This window comes from Winogradskya consettensis, assembly GCF_018332715.1.
GTDB lineage: Bacteria > Actinomycetota > Actinomycetes > Mycobacteriales > Micromonosporaceae > Actinoplanes > Actinoplanes consettensis.
On record NZ_BOQP01000044.1, the window covers coordinates 58,812 to 76,909 of the forward strand.

23 protein-coding genes are annotated in these 18,098 nt (G+C 71.5%); 9 read left to right on the top strand and 14 right to left on the bottom strand.

Features of this window, described 5'->3' with window-relative positions:
- The first annotated feature begins 24 nt into the window (after nucleotides 1–24).
- Entirely contained in the window at nucleotides 25–459 is a 435-nt protein-coding gene (locus Aco04nite_RS36460) for a DUF1707 SHOCT-like domain-containing protein (RefSeq protein ID WP_213001792.1), read from the top strand.
- An 8-nt stretch (nucleotides 460–467) separates the two neighbouring features.
- Here the strand turns inward: Aco04nite_RS36460 and Aco04nite_RS36465 are convergent, their stop codons facing one another.
- On the bottom strand, nucleotides 468–1,313 hold the full coding sequence (locus Aco04nite_RS36465; RefSeq protein ID WP_213001793.1) for a HEAT repeat domain-containing protein: 846 nt from the start codon (nucleotides 1,311–1,313) through the stop codon (nucleotides 468–470).
- Nucleotides 1,314–1,416: 103 nt separating this feature from the next.
- Nucleotides 1,417–2,226 (bottom strand): inositol monophosphatase family protein, encoded by an 810-nt coding sequence (locus tag Aco04nite_RS36470; RefSeq protein ID WP_213001794.1) that lies wholly within the window; start codon nucleotides 2,224–2,226, stop codon nucleotides 1,417–1,419.
- 53 nt (nucleotides 2,227–2,279) lie between these two features.
- Here Aco04nite_RS36470 and Aco04nite_RS36475 point away from each other — a divergent pair, with 53 nt between their 5' ends.
- On the top strand, nucleotides 2,280–2,522 hold the full coding sequence (locus tag Aco04nite_RS36475; RefSeq protein WP_213001795.1) for a hypothetical protein: 243 nt from the start codon (nucleotides 2,280–2,282) through the stop codon (nucleotides 2,520–2,522).
- Between the two features lie 13 nt (nucleotides 2,523–2,535).
- Here the strand turns inward: Aco04nite_RS36475 and Aco04nite_RS36480 are convergent, their stop codons facing one another.
- The 3 genes from Aco04nite_RS36480 to Aco04nite_RS36485 form a co-directional block, all read right to left on the bottom strand.
- Nucleotides 2,536–3,654 carry a hypothetical protein gene (locus tag Aco04nite_RS36480; protein ID WP_213001796.1) on the bottom strand — a complete coding sequence of 373 codons (1,119 nt, stop codon included), beginning with the start codon at nucleotides 3,652–3,654 and terminating at the stop codon, nucleotides 2,536–2,538.
- Between the two features lie 117 nt (nucleotides 3,655–3,771).
- Complete coding sequence (locus tag Aco04nite_RS49810) at nucleotides 3,772–3,903, bottom strand: hypothetical protein (RefSeq protein WP_280519468.1); 132 nt, start codon at nucleotides 3,901–3,903, stop codon at nucleotides 3,772–3,774.
- On the bottom strand, nucleotides 3,900–4,238 hold the full coding sequence (locus Aco04nite_RS36485; RefSeq protein WP_213001797.1) for a winged helix-turn-helix transcriptional regulator: 339 nt from the start codon (nucleotides 4,236–4,238) through the stop codon (nucleotides 3,900–3,902). Before Aco04nite_RS36485 ends, Aco04nite_RS49810 begins: the two co-directional genes overlap by 4 nt.
- A 66-nt stretch (nucleotides 4,239–4,304) precedes the next feature.
- Here Aco04nite_RS36485 and Aco04nite_RS36490 point away from each other — a divergent pair, with 66 nt between their 5' ends.
- Nucleotides 4,305–4,889: an NADPH-dependent F420 reductase gene (locus tag Aco04nite_RS36490; protein WP_213001798.1), complete on the top strand. Its 585-nt coding sequence runs from the start codon at nucleotides 4,305–4,307 to the stop codon at nucleotides 4,887–4,889.
- A gap of 4 nt (nucleotides 4,890–4,893) precedes the next feature.
- Entirely contained in the window at nucleotides 4,894–5,277 is a 384-nt protein-coding gene (locus Aco04nite_RS36495; protein WP_213001799.1) for a VOC family protein, read from the top strand.
- Here the strand turns inward: Aco04nite_RS36495 and Aco04nite_RS36500 are convergent.
- A complete protein-coding gene (locus Aco04nite_RS36500) occupies nucleotides 5,266–8,052 on the bottom strand; it encodes a DEAD/DEAH box helicase (RefSeq protein ID WP_213001800.1) in 2,787 nt (928 codons plus the stop codon). The two genes, Aco04nite_RS36495 and Aco04nite_RS36500, sit on opposite strands and share 12 nt — an antisense overlap.
- 86 nt (nucleotides 8,053–8,138) lie before the next feature.
- On the opposite strand from Aco04nite_RS36500, the gene Aco04nite_RS36505 reads away from it, so the two are divergent.
- Nucleotides 8,139–8,885, top strand: a complete 747-nt coding sequence (locus tag Aco04nite_RS36505) for an HAD family hydrolase (protein WP_213001813.1) — start codon at nucleotides 8,139–8,141, stop codon at nucleotides 8,883–8,885.
- A 27-nt stretch (nucleotides 8,886–8,912) separates the two neighbouring features.
- Here the strand turns inward: Aco04nite_RS36505 and Aco04nite_RS36510 are convergent, their stop codons facing one another.
- The 3 genes from Aco04nite_RS36510 to Aco04nite_RS36520 all read right to left on the bottom strand — a co-directional run bounded on the left by Aco04nite_RS36510 (nucleotide 8,913) and on the right by Aco04nite_RS36520 (nucleotide 10,462).
- On the bottom strand, nucleotides 8,913–9,104 hold the full coding sequence (locus Aco04nite_RS36510) for a hypothetical protein (protein ID WP_213001801.1): 192 nt from the start codon (nucleotides 9,102–9,104) through the stop codon (nucleotides 8,913–8,915).
- A gap of 71 nt (nucleotides 9,105–9,175) precedes the next feature.
- A complete protein-coding gene (locus Aco04nite_RS36515; protein ID WP_213001802.1) occupies nucleotides 9,176–10,075 on the bottom strand; it encodes a diacylglycerol kinase family protein in 900 nt (299 codons plus the stop codon).
- A gap of 18 nt (nucleotides 10,076–10,093) precedes the next feature.
- The gene (locus Aco04nite_RS36520; protein ID WP_213001803.1) at nucleotides 10,094–10,462 is read right to left on the bottom strand and encodes a YybH family protein; all 369 of its coding nucleotides are present in this window, start codon (nucleotides 10,460–10,462) and stop codon (nucleotides 10,094–10,096) included.
- Between the two features lie 70 nt (nucleotides 10,463–10,532).
- On the opposite strand from Aco04nite_RS36520, the gene Aco04nite_RS36525 reads away from it, so the two are divergent.
- Nucleotides 10,533–11,405 carry a LysR family transcriptional regulator gene (locus Aco04nite_RS36525; RefSeq protein ID WP_213001804.1) on the top strand — a complete coding sequence of 291 codons (873 nt, stop codon included), beginning with the start codon at nucleotides 10,533–10,535 and terminating at the stop codon, nucleotides 11,403–11,405.
- Nucleotides 11,406–11,449: 44 nt separating this feature from the next.
- On the opposite strand, the gene tatC is transcribed toward Aco04nite_RS36525, so the two are convergent.
- From tatC to Aco04nite_RS36550, 5 genes are all read right to left on the bottom strand, one after another.
- Nucleotides 11,450–12,403: a twin-arginine translocase subunit TatC gene (gene tatC / locus Aco04nite_RS36530; RefSeq protein WP_213001805.1), complete on the bottom strand. Its 954-nt coding sequence runs from the start codon at nucleotides 12,401–12,403 to the stop codon at nucleotides 11,450–11,452.
- 6 nt (nucleotides 12,404–12,409) lie between these two features.
- A complete protein-coding gene (gene tatA / locus Aco04nite_RS36535) occupies nucleotides 12,410–12,793 on the bottom strand; it encodes a Sec-independent protein translocase subunit TatA (protein WP_213001806.1) in 384 nt (127 codons plus the stop codon).
- 147 nt (nucleotides 12,794–12,940) lie between these two features.
- Nucleotides 12,941–13,231 (bottom strand): hypothetical protein, encoded by a 291-nt coding sequence (locus Aco04nite_RS36540; RefSeq protein WP_244876556.1) that lies wholly within the window; start codon nucleotides 13,229–13,231, stop codon nucleotides 12,941–12,943.
- 10 nt (nucleotides 13,232–13,241) lie between these two features.
- Nucleotides 13,242–14,225 carry a helix-turn-helix transcriptional regulator gene (locus tag Aco04nite_RS36545; protein ID WP_244876557.1) on the bottom strand — a complete coding sequence of 328 codons (984 nt, stop codon included), beginning with the start codon at nucleotides 14,223–14,225 and terminating at the stop codon, nucleotides 13,242–13,244.
- Complete coding sequence (locus tag Aco04nite_RS36550; RefSeq protein ID WP_213001807.1) at nucleotides 14,222–15,217, bottom strand: helix-turn-helix transcriptional regulator; 996 nt, start codon at nucleotides 15,215–15,217, stop codon at nucleotides 14,222–14,224. Before Aco04nite_RS36550 ends, Aco04nite_RS36545 begins: the two co-directional genes overlap by 4 nt.
- A 185-nt stretch (nucleotides 15,218–15,402) precedes the next feature.
- Between Aco04nite_RS36550 and Aco04nite_RS36555 the strand changes: the two genes are divergently transcribed.
- From Aco04nite_RS36555 to Aco04nite_RS50100, 3 genes are all read left to right on the top strand, one after another.
- The gene (locus Aco04nite_RS36555) at nucleotides 15,403–16,374 is read left to right on the top strand and encodes a cation diffusion facilitator family transporter (protein WP_244876560.1); all 972 of its coding nucleotides are present in this window, start codon (nucleotides 15,403–15,405) and stop codon (nucleotides 16,372–16,374) included.
- Between the two features lie 10 nt (nucleotides 16,375–16,384).
- Nucleotides 16,385–17,491, top strand: a complete 1,107-nt coding sequence (locus tag Aco04nite_RS36560; protein WP_213001808.1) for a DUF3866 family protein — start codon at nucleotides 16,385–16,387, stop codon at nucleotides 17,489–17,491.
- Nucleotides 17,492–17,831: 340 nt separating this feature from the next.
- A complete protein-coding gene (locus tag Aco04nite_RS50100) occupies nucleotides 17,832–17,930 on the top strand; it encodes a pentapeptide repeat-containing protein (protein WP_369076663.1) in 99 nt (32 codons plus the stop codon).
- Nucleotides 17,931–18,098 lie beyond the last annotated feature (168 nt).

Below are 18,098 nucleotides of genomic sequence, written 5' to 3' on the forward strand. Positions count from 1 at the left end.
CCGATGCGATACGTTCGGCGCGCTATGAGGGACGAACGCATCGGGACGGTGCACCGCACCCAGGTGATCGACCTGCTCAACCAGGCGCTCGCCGAAGGCACCCTGCCCGAGCCCGAGTACGACAACCGCGTGGTGGCCGTCAGCTCGGCCACCTACGCCTCCGACCTGCTCGGCCAGGTCCAGGATCTGCCACCCCGCCTGCAGTGGGACCCACGCAACGCCGCCCCGCCGACCCCGCCGGACAAGAACGCCGGCCGCAGCGCCCTGGTCCTCGGCATCCTCGCGATCCCGTTCTCCTTCTGCCTGCTCGGCGGCCTGCTCGGCATCGCCGCCATCGTGCTCAGCACCCGCACCGGCGGCACCCACGGCGTCGGCCCGGCCCTGATCGGGCGCGTCCTCGGCATCGTCAGCATCGTCCTGACGATCGGCGCCGCGGCCGCCCTGCTCAGCCTGCGGTAGACGCGCCGTTACGCCGGCTTTCCGGAGTCGCGGATCCGTCCCAGCGCGAAGGCCACCAGATCCCGCACCCGCGGGACCGGGTCAGCGGCGACGGTTTCCAGATGCGCCAGGGCATCGGCCCGCCCGGTCGCCCCGAGCGCACTCACCGCCGCCATCCGGACCCCCTCGTCGGCATCGCGCAGCGCCCCCACGATCACCTGGAACGCCCGCTCGTCCCCCGCCGGGTCGTTGACCGAGCCGACCGCCAACGCCCGCACCTCGGCGTCACCATCCGCCGCCGCGGCCTCGAACATCGCGATGTCCCCCGGCTCCGCCACGTACCCGAGCGCCCACACCCCGGCCCGCCGCACCTCGACGGGCCTCGCACCGGCACCACCCGCCCAGGCCCCAGCCCCAGCCCCAGCCCCGGCACCGGCACCGGCACCGGCCGCAGCTTCGGCTCCGGCCGCGGCGCCGGCTCCGGCGCCGGCTCCGGCGCCGGCTCCGGCTCCGGCTCCGGCTCCGGCAAAATCGAGGACCGCAGCCCGCGCGGCCACCGGGTCGGCTTCGAGCAGCCCGACGATCTCGTCCTGCAATCCGTCCTGGTCGTCCCCGAGGTCCCGCGTGGACGCCCCGAGCAGCACGGGCAGCGCCGACACCCCCTGGATCCCCGCCAGCACCCCCGCGATCAGGTCCCGCCCGTAGGCGTTCCCGTCGTCGAGAAAGGCGGCGAGCACCTCATGCAACCGGGGCACCAGCGCGACGTCCCCGGACTCCACGAGCCTCAGGAACGTCGGCTCGATGACCTCGAACTCGTCCTCGAACTCCACGACATGCGCAACCACGGCCTCGAGCGCGGCATCGGTATCGATCACCGTCCCACCATGCCAGACCCGTACCCGGACCGGTTCCCCCGCAGGGCGCCGGTTTATCCCCAGAGTGCGTCGTGCGCCTATCCCCAGAGTGCGTCGTGCGCCTTTATCCCCAGAGGAATTCGTGCGCCGCCTGCCACAGCTCGGGACTGCGGGCGAACAGCGACGTGCCCTCCCGTGGCCCCCGCACACCGTCGGCTCCGCCGTAGACCCCGCCGGCCTCCGTCACGATCAGCGAGGTGGCCGCGAAGTCCCAGATCTGCCCGCGCGTCTGCACCGCCAGATCCAGCTCCCCGCTCGCCACGAGCAGCGCGGCATGCACATCCCACTCGGACTCGGCGGCCCGCGCGGCCAGCGGCGCCGCGATGACCCGGTCGGAGTCGAGATAGTTGGGCGCGCACGGGATCACCCCGAGCCGGCTGCCGTCGACCAGATCCGTCCCGCCCGCCGCCACCGACACCCGGCGTTCCCGCGAACCGTCAAGGGCCGACCAGTAGGCACCGCCACCACGCTGCGCCCACCAGATCGCGTCCTGCGCCGGCGTGACGGCGACCCCTGCCTGGATCTCACCGTCCTCCTCCAGCGCGACCAGCACCAGCCACCGATCGTCCCCGGCCACGAACTGCGCCGTCCCATCGATCGGATCAATGATCCACCGCCGCCGCCCGGCACCCGCGGCGCCGCCTTCCTCCCCGAGCAACGCGTCATCCGGCCGTTCCCGCCGCAGAACCTCCCGGATCGCCTCCTCCGACTCCCGGTCAGCCGCCGTGACGGTACTGCCGTCAGCCTTCAACTCCCGCGACAACTCGGACAACGCGGCAAAATGACGCATCGCAACGGCCGCCCCGGCAAGTGCAGCCCGCCGCGCCAAATCAAGATCAAGGGACACCCCGCCATCCTGCCGCACCCCGCCCATCCCCCTCACCGCCGCCCATCCCCCTCACCGCCGCTATGCCCAGTACCGCCGCTATGCCCAGTACCGCCCCGGTCAACGCCACCCCGCTCACCGCCGCGACGGTCCGAGCCACCCCGATCACCGCCGCCCTGGCCAGTGCCGCCAAGATTCCCGCCGCCCTGGCCAGTGCCGCCACGATCACCGCCGCCCCGGCCAGTGCCGCCAAGATTCCCGCCGCCCTGGCCAGTGCCGCCACGATCACCGCCGCCCCGGCCAGTGCCGCCACGATCACCGCCGCCCCGGCCAGTGCCGCGTGATCACCGCCCCCGGTCAATGCCGCGTGATAACTGCCGCCCGGTCCAGTGCCGGCCGGTCCACTGCCGGCCGGTCCACTGCCGGCCGGTCCACTGCCGGCCGGTCCACTGCCGGCCGGTCCACTGCCGGCCGGTCCACTGCCGGCCGGTCCACTGCCGCCCGGTCCAGTGTCATCGCGGGCTCGGCCGGCGAGCGGCGCAGGCGCCTGGCCACCACCAGGACGAGGGCCAGGGCGCCGACGGCGAACACGGCCTGGCTGAGCGGGGTGAGGACCGGCCCGCCGCCGGCGAGCGGCTGCATGAAAAAGCTGTTCCATCCGTACGTGAGAAGCCCGCCCGCAGCCGCAGCGAGCCGGTGCCACCCGTCCCACCCCGCCCGCCGCGACCAGGCCGCGAGGGTCACCCCCGCCAGAACGAACGCGGTCAGCATCGCCGGGACACCGGCAGCGTCGGGCAGCCACTTCGTCCCCATGAACAGCGCCCCCGCCACCAGAACCACGCCGAACACCACCCACGCGCTCGGCGCAACGCCACGACCGGGCCGGCCCACCGAGCCGCCGGCGGGAAGCCGGAACGCCACCGTCACCAGCAGCGCGACAATCACGACCACGGCGGCCAGTTGCGGCCACGGCGCGAGAAAATGGTCACTCGAATACGAGAACATCGTGGTCCCGAAAGCCCCCAGCACGAGCAGCACCAGAACTACGACCAGCCCTGGAGTACGCAACCACGGCACCGTACGCCGAACGCCCGCCTCTTCGACGAGCGCGATCGGCACACTGATGCTCCACACGGTGTGCAACGTCAGCACGAACAACGTCCACGGGACCGCGATCCCCAGCGCCGGCACGAACCCCTCATCGAGCAGATGCGCCCCGGCATACCCCGGATCGAACAGCGATTGGGTGATCACTCCCTCTTCGAGCACCCCATAGGCAAGACCGAGCAGAACAATGGAAGGCCAGCCCCTGTCGGTACGCCGCACAAGCTCGCGAATGACAACAGCCGCACCGCCGTAGAGGGGCGCGAGGATCAGCAACAGCGGCAGCATGACGAGCGTGAAGTCGCCGAGCAGAAATTCAGCAACCAGAGGCGACAGGAAGAACAGGGCAACGGCAGGACCAATTCGGCGCATGCACCAATCGTCGCGGCCCCCGCCGGCCCCCACCGCCGTCGTCTGTCATCGATGTCCCCTGACAGATGTCACGTAGCGCTCAGCGGCAGCATGCCAGCTTCTCTGGTACCGCGACAATCACCAGCCGAACCCGGTCAGCACGGGAATCGCGAGCAGCCACCAGACCCCGTGCCGCGCCGCGAGCCGCAGGGCGAACAGGCAAGAGAAGCTGACGAAAGCGGTGAAGGGCCGGGGCCGCGGGGTCTTCACGATGCGCCCGGCAAACGGTTCCGCTCGGCCCATTCCGTCGCCGCCTCGATCACCGGCATCAGGCTCGCTCCTCGCGGGGTCAGGGCGTATTCCACGCGGGGTGGCACGCCTTCGTGGACGGTCCGGGAGATCAGGTCGTCGCGTTCCAGGGTGCGCAGCGTTTCGGTGAGCATTTTGGGGGTTGCTCCGGCGATGACGCGGCCGAGTTCGCCGCGGTGCAACGGCCCTGCGGCGAGTTCTTTCAGGACCAGGCACACCCATCGGCCGCCGAGGCGTTGCAGCAGGCGGTGGGTCGGGCATTCGGCCATCGATGCCAGATATTTCGTACGCCCCATGGAGCCCCCCGAGCACGTTGAAGTGCCTACTGTCGCGGCAGACGATTCCGACCCTACCGTCGGCGCATGAGCGTGATCGGGATCCTCGGCGCCGGCAACGTGGCGCGGGCATTGCAGCCGAAACTGGCCGCGGCGGGCCACGAAGTGCGGATGGGGCGGCTCACCGTCGCCGCGCTGGCCGGCGCCGACGTCGTGGTGAACGCGTTGCCCGGGGCGGTGGCGGTCGAGGTGCTCGGGCCGCTGAAAGATGTGCTTGCCGGGAAGGTGCTCGTCGATGTCGCCAATGCGGTGGTGCAGGGGGCGGACGGGTTCGCCGAGCGGCTGCTCTATCGCAACCTCGCGGCGGAGCTCCAGCGGATACTGCCTGATACGCGGGTCGTGAAGGCGTTGAACACCGTGGGGCCGGCGGCACTCATGGTAGATCCGGGCGCTCTGGGCGTACCCGTGTCGGTATTCCTGTGTGGGGACGACCCGGCGGCGAAAGGCGTGGTTGTGGGGTTGCTGGCGGAGCTCGGGTGGCCGCGGGAATGGGTGCTCGACCTGGGCGGGGTGGAGCAGGCGTGGTGGCCGGAATCGTTTGTGCTCATGGTCCGCCCGCTGATCGCGCAGCTCGGTCCGGTGCCCTTTGCGCTGTCGATCGCGCGAGGATAGTCGCATGCACAAGAGTCGTCTTTACGGGCTTTTCATCGACACCCCCGATGCGGATGCCGCGGCTGGTTTCTGGTCGGCGGCGCTCGGGGTGCCGGCCGTTCCGGAGCCGTCGGAGCCGCAGTTCATCGCGCTGGTCGGCGCTTTCCCCAAGCTGGAGCTGGACGTTCAGCGGATCGGTTCGGAGCCGCGCTATCACGTCGACATCGAGACCGACGACGTGGACGCGGAGACCGCCCGGCTGCTCGCGCTCGGTGCCGTCGAGGTTGATCGGTGGCTCGACTGTCACGTCCTGCGGGCGCCGGGCGGTCATCTGCTCTGCGTGGTCCCGGTCCACAGCGACCCCGCCCTCTTCGAGAGCGAGGCACGCGTGTGGCATTCACAGACCTGAGTGGTACGCCAGCACCCCCCGGTTGACCGCGGTGATCGCCTTGCGGGCAGCGTCGCGGATGCCGGGGGTGGCGGCGCGCCCGTCGCGGATCTGGGCGAGCAGGTCGAGGACCTGGCGGGCCCAGCGCACAAAGTCGCCCGCGGGCATGTCCGTCTCGTAGTTGTTGCCGCTGGCCAGGACACGGGCGAGGGGTTCGCCCTTGGCCCAGCGGTACATCGGCCAGACGAAGCCGGGGTCGGGCTCGCGGGTGAGGGAGAGCTCGTGCTCGGCCTCCTGGGCCTCGATCTCCGCCCACAGCTTCTGGCAGGCCTCGACCGCGGCCTGGGTGGCTCCCTTGGGGACCGAGGCGCGGTCGTCACCCTCGCGGCGGGACTCGTAGAGGACCATGGAGACGGCCGCGGCCAGCTCCTCCGGGGCGAGGCCTTCCCAGACGCCGCTGCGCAGGCATTCGGCGACGAGCAGGTCGGCCTCGGTCCAGATCCGGCCGAGCATCCGGCCCGCGTCGGTGACCTCGCCGTCGGCGGACAGATACCCGCGGGCGGTGAGCACCGCGACGACCTGGTCGAAGGTGCGGGCCAGCGAGCCGGTGCGGCCGGCCACCTTGTCGCGCAGCGCGCTGGTGTCCCGCTCGAGGCGGTGGCGGCGCTCGGCGAAGCGGGCGTGCTCCTCGCGGTCGGGGCAGGCGTGACAGGGGTGCTGGCGCATCTGCATCTTGAGCAGGGCGATCTCGGCGTCCTCCCCGGGGACCCCGCCCTTGTTGCGCCCGCGCCGGCCGCCGGGGCGGTCGTGCCGGTCATGGCCGGTGGCGCTGACGGCCGCGGCGAGGTCCCGGCGGGCGCCGGGTGAGCGGTGGTTGAAGTGCTTGGGGATGCGCAGCCGGTCGAGCACCTCCACCGGGCCGCTGGGGAAGTCGCCGGGGCCGATCCGCCCGGCCCAGCGGTCCTGAGTGAGCACGAGCGGCCGGGGCTCGCCGAACCCGCCGGCCGGCGGCTCGAGGACCACGGCGAGCCCGGCGCGGCGCCCGTGCGGCACGCGGATCACGTCACCGATGCGCAGCTTCTCCAGCGACGACACCGCGGCGGCCTTGCGCTGCTGGTTGCCCTGGCGGGCGATGGACCGCTCGCGGTCGGCGATCGCGATGCGCAGCCCGAAATACTCGTCGAAGTCGCCGTGGTGGCAGGCGCCGTCGGAGCCGTACTCCTGCATGGTGTCGACGTTGCGCTGGACCTGGCGGGCCAGGCCGACCACCGAGCGGTCCGCCTGGAACTGGGCGAACGACGACTCGAGCAGGTCGCGGGACTTGTCGGCGCCGACCGTGCCGACCAGGTTGACCGCCATGTTGTAGGACGGGCGGAAACTGGAGCGCAGCGGGTAGGTGCGGGTCGAGGCGAGCCCGGCCACGTGCCGCGGGTCGACCTCGGGGCTCCACAGCACCACGGCGTGGCCCTCGACGTCGATGCCGCGGCGCCCGGCCCGGCCGGTGAGCTGGGTGTACTCCCCCGGGGTCAGGTCGACGTGGGCCTCGCCGTTGAACTTGACGAGGCGTTCGAGCACGACGCAGCGGGCCGGCATGTTGATGCCGAGCGCGAGCGTCTCGGTGGCGAAGACCGCCTTGACGAGCCCGCGCACGAAGCACTCCTCGACGGCCTCCTTGAACGCGGGCAGCATGCCGGCGTGGTGCGCGGCGACCCCGCGCTCCAGGCCGTCGAGCCACTCCCAGTAGCCCAGCACCGACAGGTCCTCGGCGGGGATGCTCGCGACCTTCGCCTCGGCGATCCGGCGGATCTCGGTGCGCTCCTCGGGATCGGTGAGGCGCAGGCCGCCGTCGAGGCACTGACGCACGGCGGCGTCACACCCGGCGCGGCTGAAGATGAACAGGATCGCGGGCAGTAGCCCGGCCCGGTCGAGCCGGTCCACCACCTCGGCGCGCGGTGGCGGCTGCCAGCGCTTGGGGCGCCCGCCGCGGTTGTTCCACCCGCCGCCGGTGGTGCGCTCGCTGAACTCGAGGCGGCGCAGCATCTCGCGGGAATAGCGCAGCAGCTCGGGGTGCACGTCGTGCTTGCGGGCCGCGTCGGCGTCGTGGAACAGGTCGAACATCCGCTTGCTGACGAGCATGTGCTGCCACAGCGGGACGGGCCGGTGCTCGCTGACGACGACCTCGGTCTCGCCCCGCACCGTCACGAGCCAGTCGGCGAACTCCTCGTAGTTACTGACCGTCGCGGACAGTGAGACCAAGGTCACCGAAGCGGGCAGATGGATGATCACCTCTTCCCAGACCGCGCCCCGGAACCGGTCGGCGAGATAGTGCACCTCGTCCATCACCACATAGGCCAGCCCCTGCAGGCTCGACGAGCCCGAGTAGAGCATGTTGCGCAGCACCTCGGTGGTCATCACGATCACGGGCGCATCGCCGTTGATGACGTTGTCACCGGTCAGCAGGCCGACCTGATCGGCGCCGTAACGGGCGACGAGGTCGTGGTACTTCTGGTTGGACAACGCCTTGATCGGGGTGGTGTAGAAACACTTGCGGCGCTGGCCGGAGCCGTCGGAACGCAGCGCGAGGTGCACCGCGAACTCGCCGACCACCGTCTTGCCCGCGCCGGTGGGAGCGCAGACCAGCACACCGCTGCCACGCTCCAGGGCCTCGCAGGCCTGCCGTTGGAAGTCGTCCAGGTCGAAGCCGACATCCAGCATGAAATCCTCGAGCGCGGGAAACTCGGCCAAGCGGGCCGCCCGCCTCTTGGAATCCGCATAGCGTTCGGCGGGGCTCGTCATGAACACAAGGCTAATGCGTGGGTGTGACACAACGAAGGTCGTGGCTCACCGGGCGGTTGCCGACAGTTGCGTCCGGGCCGCTGGGTATGGTGCACGGCGTGCCGGATGCCGCCGAATCGACCATCAGAAGATCGCCCCGCCGGGTGCAAGCCGTCCTCTTCGACTTCCACGGCACCCTCGCCCAGGTCGAGGAACCGGTCACCTGGGTCACCGCGGCAGCGGCCGCCTGCGGTGCCGACCTCGACCGCGTCAAGGCGACGATCCTCGCGGACCGCCTGGTCACAGCCGGCCGCGCGGGTGGTCCGATGCCCCGCCGGGTGCCCATCCACCTCGCCGAGCACTGGGCCGACCGGGATCTCTACGAGCACAGTCACCGCGCGGCCTACACGGGTCTGGCCGAAACGGTCATGACGGATGTGGAAGGGCTCGCCGACGCGCTCTACGACCGGGGCATAGGCCCGGCGGGCTGGCTCCCCTACGCCGACACCGAGCCGACGCTGCGCACTCTGCACGAAGCGGGCATCAAGGTGGCGGTGGTGAGCAACATCGGTTTCGACATCCGCCCGCACTTCGCCGAGTGGGGCCTCGACGGGCTCATCGACGCGTTCGCCCTGTCCTACGAGATCGGCCGCACCAAACCGGACCCGGCCATCTTCCTGCGCGCCTGCGGCATGCTCGGCGTCGACCCGGAGCACACCCTCATGGTGGGTGACACCCCCGCCGACGCGGGCGCGGTCCAGGCGGGATGCGCGGCACTGGTCCTACCGGCCGCCGAGCCGGGCCGCAGCAACGGACTCAGCGCCTCACTGGCCCTGGCCGGCTGTTCCGGCTGAGGACCTCAGGAGGGGCGGGCTGAAACCTCAGAGGTACGTGTCGACCAGCGTGCCCTGGGTGGTGGAAACGCTGCGGATGGGCGCCTGCTCGTCCACGGCGGCGACGTGGTCGGAGACGGTCGCCGTGGCCGTGGCTGCCGCCGGGCCGGCGTCGGCGGTAGCGGCGTCGGGCGTGAGGTACTTCGAGATCAGGCTGGCGCTGGAAGAACCGATCTGCATGTTGCCTCCCGAACTCCGACGACGGCTTCATCTGATGCTTCGGCCCGCCCCGCCGGGCACTGACAGCGGATTCAGATCAGCAACCGGACGGCTCCCTTCTCGCAGCTGACCGTCAGCGGCAGCGCGGCGACCCGCTCGCCGTCCGCGTACCCGACGATGCCCTCGGCCCCGACCCGCACCTCCCGCGCGCGAAACACCGTGACCTCGGGATCGCTGACGTGGGTGCCGCGCCGTAGCCGGGGTCTGAGCCGGGTCAGCGCGGCTCGCCCGAGAGCACCGCCGATCACCACGTCGAGCAGCCCGTCACGCGGATCGGCGGCCGGGCAGATCCGCATCCCGCCGCCATAACTGTGACCGTTTCCGATCGCCACCAGCACTCCGTCGAAGCTGTGCTCCACACCGTCGAGCACCAGCTCGTAACGACGGGTCCGCAGCCGCGCCAGCTCCAGCGCGATCGCCAGGTCGTAGCGCCGCGGCCCGCGCGGCCACCGCATCGCGTTGGCCCGCTCGTTCACGATCGCGTCGAACCCGGCAGCCAGCACCGCCCCGAACCACCGCACCGCCCCGTCGCCCGTGACCACCTTGGCCAGATCAACACGCCCGTCCCGCCCGTCACGCAGGGCACGGGAGATCGCCTCCGCAGCCTCCAGGGCCTCTGCGGGTACGCCAACCGCGCTCGCGAAGTCGTTACCCGTCCCGGCCGGCACCACCCCGAGCGGCACCTCGCTCCCCGCCACGGCCTGCAGCGCCCGGTGCACCGTGCCGTCCCCGCCCACGGACACGAGCGCCCCCGCGCCCTCGGCAACGGCCCGGTGACAGGCTTCCTCCGCCCCCACGCCGTCGTCCGCGGTCAATACCCGCACGGGCCGTCCCGAGCGCCCCAGAGCTTCCAGAACGCCGGGAAGCAGCCCACGATGCCGTCCCCGCCCGGCCCGCGGATTCACCAGAACCGCTATCCCACCATCACGCATGGGCGCAGCCTAGAGCCGTCAGGCCTTCGCGGGGGTGACGAACTCGGGCTGGTCGAGCAGCCGCAGCCAGCTGCCGTCGCTCTGGCGCCGTACGACCTGGGCGCGAGCACCGGACCCGTCCCTGGGCGGCGTGGACGTGAGCGCGATGTCGCCCCTTATCAGCGTGGGCAGCGGCGGCTCCTGCTCGAACCGCGGCGCCGAGGTGAGCACCTTCTCCCAGAACTCCCGGATGGCGACCCGTCCGACGGTCTGCTGTCCCGGCGGGTACGCCATGACGGCGTCCTCCTCGTACAACGCCGCGATCCCCGCCGCGTCCCTGGCGTTGGCCCGCTCGACGAACAGCCGGGTGAGGTCCTCGGGCCTGAGTGCCTTCTCGTGATCTGCCATGTGACCACCCTGACGCAGCGCGTACCAGAAGTCCAAGATGTTATTTTGATGGAAGCTAGAATCTGCAGTTATGGAATTAAGGCAGCTCGAATACCTGATCGCCGTGGCCGAGGAGGCCGGCTTCACCCGCGCGGCCGAGCGGGTCCGGATCAGCCAGTCCGGGGTCAGCGCGCAGATCCGCCAGCTCGAGCACGAGCTCGGTGCCACCCTCATCGACCGGTCCGGGCGGCGTGCCACCGTGACCGCGGCCGGTGAGGTTGCCCTCCGCCATGCCCGGGCGGCCCTGACGGCGGTGCAGGAGCTGCGAAGCGGAGTGGACGACGTCAACGGTCTGGTCCGGGGGCGGCTGGCGGTGGGCATGGTGACGGGCTGCACGATCACGCCGTTCTTCGACGCGCTCGCCCGCTTCCACAGTGCGCACCCCGGGATCGACCTCGTCCTGCGCGAGGACAACTCCGACGAGCTTCTCAGCGGCGTCCGTACCGGCGCGATCGACCTGGCCCTCGTGGGCACGGCGACCGCTACGCCGGAAGGGGTCCAGGCGATGCCCATCATCAGCGAGGGCCTCGTGGCTCTGGTCCCCGACGGTCATCCGCTGACGGCGCGGCAGCACAGCACCCTCGCGGAGATCGCGGCGTACCCGGTGATCTGCCTGCCCCGGGGCACGGGCATCCGGACCGTCTTCGACCGGGCGTGCGCGGCAAGCGGGGTCACACCGGACATCGCGCTGCAGGCGAGCGCACCCGCAGCGATCATGGATCTCGCCCGGCGCGGGATGGGTGTCGCGGTGCTCAGCGCCTCCATGGCCGCGGAGTCCGAGCTGCGCTCATTGCCGATCGGTGATGCCACCGAGCCGGCCGTCCTGGCCCTGACCTGGCCGCGCACCGTGAGCCCGGCCCTGCGGGAACTGCTCCGCCACTGCCGGGAGGCCTTCAACGACTGAGGGCCCCCGCTCGCGCGAGGGCCCTCAAGTCAATGCACAGACCGTCAGGTCATGTCGTCGTAGCGGCTCTCGATCGGGAGCGGCTTGGCGACCGGTTCCGGGGCTTCGACCGGTGCCAGTCCGTCGACCCGGTCCGAGACGCCGACGGGGACGCGTTCCTCCTCGAGCGGCGAGATCTCGTCGTCGTCGAGGTCCGCGTAGATCTCCTTGCCGCGACCCTTGCGCTTGTCGTTGATCGCCGAGACGCCGACCGCGATGAAGTACAGGAAGACCATGCAGGCGGCGAGCAGCGTCATGCCGAACGGGCCGGGGTCGGGGGTGGCGATCGCGGCGAACGCGAACGACAGGAAGACCACGACGCGCCACCAGCTGAGCAGCCGCTTCGCGGTGACCACGCCGGTGAAGTTGAGCATGAGCAGGATCAGCGGGAACTCGAACGCCGCGCCGAACAGCAGCAGCATGTTCATGACGAAGCCGACGTACGACGTGACCTCGAGCTTGGTCGGTGCGCCCAGCACACCGGCGTCCATGATGAACACCAGGCTGTGACCGATGATCACGTATGCGAGGGTCACGCCGGCGGCGAACAGCGGGGCGGCGATGCCGACGAAGACGTACGCCCATTTGCGCTCGTGGCGGTGCAGGCCCGGAGCGACGAACGCCCACAGCTGGAACAGCCAGACCGGGGCCCCGAGGACCAGGCCGACCCAGAGGGCGATCTTGAGGCGCAGGATCAGCTGGTCGGCGACGCCGAGCGTGATGAACTCGCAGTTGCCGTTGACGCCGATCGAGCTGGGCAGGTCGCAGTAGGGGGCCTTGAGGATGTCGAAGACCCAGTGCGAGACGAAGAAACCGACGATCAGGCCGGCGACGATGCCGATGGCGGCCCAGAAGAGCCGGTTACGCAGCTCCCGCACGTGCTCCATGAGCGTCATGGAACCGTCGGAGGCCTGCTCGAACTTGCTAGGCCCCTGATTGCGGCGCAGGGAGACGGCCATGGTGGGTCAGCGGTCGTTGGTGCGCTGCACCGGGTCCACGTACGGCTGGGCCGGCGGCTGCTGCGGACCCTGCGGGTAGCCGTTCTGCACCGGCTGCTGGTAACCGTTGGGCGCGGGCTGCTGGTAACCGGGCTGCGGCGCGTAGCCGGGCTGCGCGTACCCCTGCTGGGCGGGGTTGGTGACCTCACCCTGCATCGGCTGGCGCGAATACTGCGGCTCGGCCTTCTCGGCGACGTTGTCGTCACCGTCGACGAGGCCCTTGGTCTCGGCCTTGATGATCCGCAACGACCGGCCGAGCGACCGGGCGGCGTCAGGCAGACGCTTCGCGCCGAAGAGCAGCACGAGCACGACGACAATGACGGCGATGTGCCATGGCTTCAGGGCGCCCATGGGAAACTCCAGTCGGTTCGGGACGAGCGTGGATCGAAACTGTGCGGGGTCCATCGTACGTGCGGTTGCTGGGAGTGAGTCCTGCCGGACCGCATTGTTTGCCGGCCGAGCCGAGGAATTTTCGGACAACGGCACGGGACCGGCACGCTACCACGCAGCGGGAGCGCTCTGTAAAGAGTGCTTTCCGTTATCGGCGCCGCGCCCGGCCTTGATCACCGCGACCTGCTCCTGGGCCAGCTCGGCCCGCTTCTGCAGTCCCTCGATCTTCTCCTGGAGCTCCTCGGCACCCTGCTGGAGCCGCGTCGCCTGTTCCTGACGCAGCAGCAGGCGCCGCAACGCGCGGTCCAGGCCGGACAACCGGCCCATCACGGACAGCACCGACGCACCCAGGATGATCAGGGCGAGAACCACCACCGCGACAACGATCCACAACACCATGGCGGGAATCCTACGGTGCCGGGGTGGCGTACTGATCGAGCGCCGCCTCGGCCTGGCCGCGGATCTGCGCGACCAGCTCGGGCGGCCCGAGCACGGTGACGTCGGAGCCGAGCCCGAGCAGCAACCGCTGCGCCCAGCCGAGATCCGTGACGCGCATGGTCACCAGCCACTCGTCGCCGTCCCGCCGCACCTCTTCGCACGGGTAGTACTCCGTGATCCACCGGCTGCCCCGCCCGACCCGGACGGAGACCAGGGGCAGATCGGCCGACGGCTGGAACACCCCGTCGCTCATGTCGTGCGGCACGGCCCGCTCCGGTGGAGCGGCGGGTTCCTCGAGCTCTTCGTACGCGTCGATGCGGTCCACCCGGAACAGCCGCGTCGCCTCGGCCCGCCGGCACCACGCCTCGAGGTATCCGCGGTTGCCGACCATCAGCACCCGCATCGGGTCGACGATCCGCGAGCTCGTCTCGTCCCGCGCGGCCGTGTAGTAGGTGATCCGCATCGCGTGGTGGCGCTCGACGATGTCCCGGATCGCGTCGAGGCGCTCGGTGCCGGCCGGCAGCCGCACCGCGACGGGCGCGTCACCCAGGTCCCCCGTCGCGTTCTCGATCTTCGCCAGCGCCCGCTCGATCGCGTCGCGGGCGCCGATGCCGGGTGTCTCGGCGAGCATCCGCAGCGCCACGACCAGGGCCAGCGCCTCGTCCGGGTTGAGCCGCAGCGGGCGGTCGATGCCGGCGTCGTAGGTGATCGTCACCCGGTCGCCGTCCAGCGCCATGTCGATCAGGTCGCCGGGGCCGTAGCCGGGCAGGCCGCAGACCCACAGCAGCTCGAGGTCCTCGCGCAGCTGCTGGACGCTGACGTGGAAGTCGGCGGCGGCCTCTGCCACCTCGATCCCCGGACGGGCCAGGAGGTACGGCACCAGGTTGAGCAGCCGCCCGAGCCGGTCACCGCCCGTCGGGCGCGACACGGGCGTGCGCTGCTGCGGCGGCGTCACGAGAGCACCCCCGCAGCCACGGGCTGGTACCGCGTGACGACCTCTTTGAGCTGCTGGATGACCAGGTCACGCAGCTCGGGCGGGCCGTCGGCGCGCACGTCGGCGCCATAGCCGACCAGCCGGGAGGCGAGCCACTCGGAGTCGGAGTAGGGAATGGTGAGCCGGTCGCCGTCCGGGCCCGGCACGGTCTCGATCGCCCAGCGGCGCAGGCCCGCGGCCCGGCCCGGGCGCACGACGACGGTGGCACGCCGGTCCTTCGCGACCGGCCCGGAGAAGTGCGCGACCTGGCCGATCAGGTCGACGTCCTGCGGCGGGGTGAACGCGGCGGACTGGCCCACGGCGCGGACCGTCCCGACGATCCGGGACAGCCGGAAACAGCGGGTCGCGTCACGGTCGCGGTCGTGCCCGACGACGTACCATTTGCCCTGCCAGCAGACCACGCCCCACGGTTGCAGGCGGCGGACCGTCGGCTCGTCGACCTCCGGCACGCGGTAGGAGAACGTCACCGCCCGCCGGGCCCGCGCCGCGGCGGTGAGCGGCCCGAACGCCGGATCGACGGTGACGACCGGCTCGACGCCCAGAGTCGCCTGCGGGTCGACCTCGATGCCGGCGGCGCGCAGCTTGGCCAGCCCGGACGACGCGGCGGCGGCCAGCCCGGCGTGCTGCCAGAGCCGCGCGGCGATGCCGACGGCGGCCGCCTCGTCAGGCTCGAGCGGAATGTCGGGCAGGGCGTACTCGCGGTGGGCGATGCGGTAGCCGTGCTCGGTGTCGAACGCGCTGGCCAGGCCGGTCTCCAGCGGCACGCCCAGCTCACGCAGCTCGGCCTTGTCGCGCTCGAACTTGCGCTGGAACGCGTCGTGGTCGCGCGGGTCCTCCGGGTCGTGCTCGTAACCGGGTACGGTCGCGGCGATCTGCGCGGCGGTCAGGAACCGTCGTGTGGAGAGAAGGCAGATGACCAGGTTCACCAGGCGCTCGGTACGGGTGCGCGACACGACCGAAACGCTAGCAGCCCGGCGGCGATGTGGCGTTACGCGCAGTCCGTACGCGGTTATCTGTAACCACCAAGGGGAAGGATGACCCCGTGCCCGAGAACTCACCCCCCACCCAAACCGCCCCCACCTCGCAGAACGACCCCGACTCGCCCAAGGTGGGGCTGGCCGGTGCGGAAGCGCTCGCGGTGGGTGACACGCCCGAGGGCGGCGGGGAGAACGAGAGCGTCGGTACGGTCATCGTCGCGGGCGGCGCCAACCTGGTGATCGCCGCCGCGAAGCTGGTCGCGGGCATGCTGTCCGGTTCGGCCGCGATGCTGTCGGAGGCCGCGCACTCGCTGGCCGACACGATCACCGAGGTCTTCCTCTACGTGGCGCTGCGCCGCGGGTCGAAACCGGCCGACGAACGTCACCCGTTCGGGTACGGCAAGGAGAGCTTCGTCTGGGCGTTCATCGCCGCGCTGTTCACGTTCATCGGCGGCGCCGGCTTCTCCATCTACCACGGCGTCACCACGGTCCTGGCGGGCGAGCACAGCGGCGACTTCCTGCTGTCGTACGTCGTGCTCGCGGTCTCGTTCGTCGCCGAGGGCACCTCGTTCCTGCGGGCGAAGAAGCAGGTCGCGGGCGAGTCGAGGCGCTGGGGCATCACGCCGTTCCGGTTCCTGCGGCTGACCCCGGACACCACCGTCAAAGCGGTCTACTTCGAGGACTCCGCGGCCCTGATCGGCCTCATCCTGGCCGCGCTGGGCGTCCTCGGCGTGCAGCTGACCGGTGACGAGCTGTGGGACGGCCTGGCCTCGATCGCGATCGGCCTGCTGCTGCTGGTGGTCGCATTCATCCTGGCCCGCAGCAACGTGTCCCTGCTGGTCGGCCGCGCGGTGCCGCGCCGCATGCACAACCAGATCGCCGAGGACCTCGCCGCCATCCCGGTCGTCACCGCGGTGCCGACCCTGCTCACCATGCAGCTCGGCCCCGGCGACATCCTGGTCGCCGCGAAGGTCGACTTCGACGACACAGTCACCGGCGCGGAGATCGAAGAGGCCTCCGACGAGGCCGAACGCCGCCTGCGCAGCCGCTACCCCGGCATCCGTTACGTCTTCCTCGACCCCACCCGCGGCACGGCCGGACGCAACCACAAGGACGGCGGGGACGACATATAGGGTCGCGGCCATGATGCGGTGGCGGTCAGGGATGGTTTCATCGGTACGCCGTGAGTGGCGCGGCGCGATCGAACTGGTCGTCGGAACGCCGGAAGGCATGGTCAAGGCGCTGGCCTACCCGGAGCTGGTCGGCACCCCCGTGCCCGGCGACCGCGTCCTGCTGAACGTCGGCGCCCTGGTCATGGGTCTTGGCACCGGCGGCTACGCGCTGGTCGTGGCCCTGCCCGACCGCCTGCCCCCGGACCCCGTCCAGGACGGCACGACCCGCGACTCCGGCCACCTGGTGAAGGCCCGCTACACACCCCTGCAGCCGATCCTGCTCGGCGTCGACGAGGAAGCCTCCCCACACCACGCGGTCATGGCCACCGCCGACACCCTCGACGACATGCCGGTGGTCCTGGCCGACCTGCACTCGGCGCTCCCCGCGATCCTCGCCGGCATCCACGCCGACCGCCCCGACGCCCGCGTCGCCTACGTGATGACCGACGGCGGCGCCCTCCCGGCCTGGTTCTCCCGCACCCTCGCCGGCCTCGCAGACCACCTGACCGGCACGATCACCACCGGCCAGGCCTTCGGCGGCGACCTGGAAGCCAGCACCGTGCACACCGGCCTGCTCGCCGCCCGCCACGTCCTGAACGCCGACATCACCATCGTCGCCCAGGGCCCCGGCAACCTCGGCACCGGCACACCCTGGGGCTTCTCCGGCGTGGCCCTCGGCGAAGCGGTCAACGCCACGGTCACCCTCGGCGGCCGCCCGATCGGCTCCCTGCGCATCTCCGACGGCGACGCCCGCCCCCGCCACCGCGGCGTGTCCCACCACAGCCTGACTGCCTACGGGAAGGTCGCCCTGGTCCCCGCCGACCTCCCCGTCCCCGCAGACCTCCCGGCCGACCTGGCCAAAGAGGTCACCGAGGCCCTCGCCCCCCTGACCACCCTGCACCGCATCGTGGAGATCCCGACCGACGGCCTCGACGCCGCCCTGCAGGCCAGCCCGGTCCCGCTCTCAACCATGGGCCGCGGCCTCCTCGAAGACCACGTCTACTTCATCTCCGCCGCCGTCGCCGGCCGCCACGCCGCCAGCCTCCTGCCCACCTCCTCCGGACCAGCCCCTTCCTGACCGGCCGCCCCGCCCCCGCCAGACCAGCTGCCCACCGCGCAGCAGCCCACCGGCTCAGCTGCTCACCGGCTCAGCTGCTCACCGGCTCAGCTGCCCGACGCTCAGCTGCCCGATGCTTCCTGGCTGGCCTCCTGCGCCCGCCAGACCAGCTGCCACCGCTTCGCGGCGGGGCTTCGACTCCGGCGGCGGCCAGGCGGCGGGGGCTGACCCGAACGTTCCTGGTCGTCATCCCGCGCCCGGCCAGACCGACTGCCCACCGCCCGGCTGCCCACCGCCCGTCGCCCGTCGCCCGTCGCTTGCCGCATCCCGCGCCCGGCCAGACTGACTGCCCACCGCCCGGCTGCCCGGCGCCCGGCTGTCCGGCGCCCGGCTGTCCGGCGCCCGGCTGTCCGGCGCCCGGCTGTCCACCGCCCGTCGCCCGTCGATTGCCGCGCGCTGAGTGCCTACCGATGACAGCCGCGCAATGACTGCCGCCCGACGACTGCCGCGCGATGACCGGCTGCACGCTGGCTGCCGCCCGATGACCGCCGCCGCGGACCGGTAGCGGTGATATTTCATGCGGGCCGAGCCGGGCGGGGTGGGCCGGGCGGTGTGGGCCGGGCGGGGT